Raw genomic sequence first — 2852 nt, forward strand, 5'->3', positions numbered from 1 at the left:
TCGGCGGCTGGGACGGCTATCCATCGTCCAAACCTCCCGGCCCCATCACCTTCAAGCACGGCCTCGAACGCTTCTCCGCCATCGCCGCAGGATGGAGCCTCAGAGATGTGTGCATGCCTTAGTGCGTGCGCAGGGACGACCTCCCCTCACCATTTGTAGCCGAGGCTCGCCACCGCGCGGCGGCGGTCGCCGTAGAAGCAGGCGGTGGTGGTCTGGCAGGTGCCGACGTAGATCTCGTCGGTGATGTTGGTGACGTTGAGCGCCAGCCGCCAATTGTCCCACTGATAGTGGATCGCGGCGTCGCCGAGCACATAGGCCGGCACCGACAGCGTGTTGGCGGTGTCGGCGAATGACGCGCCGACATAGCGCACGCCGCCGCCGAAGCCGAACCCGGCCAAGGCGCCATTCTGGAAGGTGTAGTCGCCCCAGGCCGAGGTGAGCTGCCGCGGCGTGTTGGTCGGCACCGTGCCGATCAACGAGGAATCCAAATTCTTGCTGACGAAGATATTGTAGGTGGTGAACGAGCCGGTGACCTTGAAGCCCGGCATCAGATTGGCGACGGCTTCGAGCTCCAGCCCGCGCGAGGTGACCTCGCCGGTCTGGATCGATTGCAGCGCGTTGTCCGGATTGGTGGTCAGCACGTTCTGCCGCTTCAGGTCGAACAGCGCGACGCCGAAATGGCCGTCGAAACCGTTCGGCTGAAACTTGACGCCGACCTCGGTCTGCTTGCCGGTCTCCGGCAGATAGAGCTGGCTCAGCACCGCATTGGTGCCGACGATCGGGTTGAAGCTGGTGGCGTAGGAGACGTAGGGCGCGAGCCCGTTGTCGAAATTGTAGATTAGCCCGGCGCGGCCCGAGAACTTGCTGTCGTCGCGCGACAGGCTGGCGCCGATGTGGTTGTCGTTGTCGGTCTTGACCCAGTCGTTGCGGCCGCTCAGCACCAGCGTGATGCGGCCGAGCCGGATCTGATCCTGCAGATAGGCGCCAAGCTGCTTCTGGGTGAAGTTGGCATCCACATAGGGCGTACCGCTGAACTGCGCGCTCGGGGTGTAGACCGGGTTGACCACGTTGAGCGAGTTGGACATCTCGAAGCCCTGATAGTCGTCGAGGCTGTAATATTTCAGGTCGAGGCCGAACAGCGCGGTGTGGCTGAGAATGCCGGTGTCGAAGCGATATTCCAGCTGGTTGTCGAGATTGGCCTGGTCGGCGACGTTATGGGCGTAGAAATTGCCGCGCATCAGATCGCCGGCCGCCGCGGTGGTGGCGTAGCCGAAGGCGTAGAGCCCGCTGACGGTGCTGTCGAGATGGGCGTAGCGCGCGTTCTGGCGGACGGTGACGCTGTCCGACACGTTGTGTTCGAACTGATAGCCGATCATCTCCTGTTCGCGGGTCCATTTGTCGTTGGACGGCTCGCCGGTGAACAGGCTGGTGCGGATGCGGCCGTAGGGCGCGTCGACCACGGTGCCGACATAGGGCAGGAAGTTCGAGCTGTTGGTCTCGGTCTTGGTCGCCGAGGCCAGCACCGTGAACGAGGTGTCGGCATCCGGCTTCCAGGTCAGCGACGGCGCGATCGAATAGCTGTCGTCCTTGACGTAGTCGGTCTGGGTGTCGCCGGCCTTGGCCTGGCCGACCACGCGATACAGCAATTGGCCGTTGCCCGGCGCGGTGGCGATCGGGCCGCCGACGTCGAAGCTGACATAGCGGTTGCCGTAATTGTTGACCCCGGTCTCGATGTAGCGGATCGGCTCCGCCGGCGGCATCTTGCTGACGATGTTGATCAGGCCGGCCGGGCTCGACCCGCCATACAGCACCGCGGAGGGGCCGCGCAGCACCTCGACGCGTTCGATATCGACCGGCGGAATCTTCCAGGTCGCGTAGGAGGTCGAGAACAGTTGCAGGCCGTCGAGGAAGAAGCTGTCGGCATTGGCCTGGAAGCCGCGGATCATGAACCAGTCGGCGCGGGTGTCGGTACCGAAAAAGCCGCCGAGAATGCCCGGCGTATAGCGCAGCAAATCGTCGAGCTTGGCGGGCTTCTGGTCGCGGATCTGCTCGGCGCCGATCACCGAGACCGACTGCGGCGTCTGGTTGATCGCGGTGTTGGTCTTGGTGCCGACCATCGAGCGGTTAGCGACGTAGCCCTGGATCGGGCCGCGCGGGTTTTCGACGAAATTTTGCACCGGCCTGGATTGCGGCGCGCGGGCCGTCGCTGCAGGCGCGGCGCGGACGTGGCGCGCGGCCACCGGAGCTGCGCGGCGCGGCTTTTGCGAATTCACCACCACCGGCGGCAGCGCGGATTCACCGGCCGCGGTCGCTGATTGCGCCAGCGCGGCATGGCCCGATATCAGGCCGAGCGCCAGCGCGCCCGAAGCCGCAGACAAACGCAACGCATAGAGATGTTTCGACACAACACGTCCCCCGATCCGACGTCTCGTCAGCGAAGGTGACGTGACAGTTCAACGACGGGGCGTGCTTACGCGCGGACCAACGGGCGTGCTAATAGAACTCCTCTTAGAGGCAATCCAGCGATGCAACCCGATGAGGATGACGATCTCGTCTGAGAGACGCGTCGCTGGAGCTATTTCGCTTCTGATAGGATCAGAACCGGATTTCTCGATTGTTATTTTGACGCGTTTTCTTCACGCGAACCGGGGTCCACTTCGCTCGAAAACGCTATGGATTTGCGCACGCCCTCCCCGCGTGTCGTCCCTGCGCACGCACTAAGGCATGCACACATCTCTGAGGCTCCATCCTGCGGCGATGGCGGAGAAGCGTTCGAGGCCGTGCTTGAAGGTGATGGGGCCGGGAGGTTTGGACGATGGATAGCCGTCCCAGCCGCCGAGCCGGCCGATGAT

General features: G+C 63.8%; 1 protein-coding gene. It reads right to left on the reverse strand.

All coding sequences use genetic code 11. From position 1 onward, the window contains the following. Nucleotides 1-146: 146 nt before the first annotated feature. Nucleotides 147-2384 carry a TonB-dependent siderophore receptor gene (locus VGC77_RS07755; protein ID WP_414709623.1) on the reverse strand — a complete coding sequence of 746 codons (2238 nt, stop codon included), beginning with the start codon at nucleotides 2382-2384 and terminating at the stop codon, nucleotides 147-149. Between the last annotated feature and the right edge of the window lie 468 nt (nucleotides 2385-2852).

The organism is Rhodopseudomonas sp., from assembly GCF_036404135.1.
In the GTDB taxonomy this organism is placed as follows: domain Bacteria; phylum Pseudomonadota; class Alphaproteobacteria; order Rhizobiales; family Xanthobacteraceae; genus Rhodopseudomonas_A.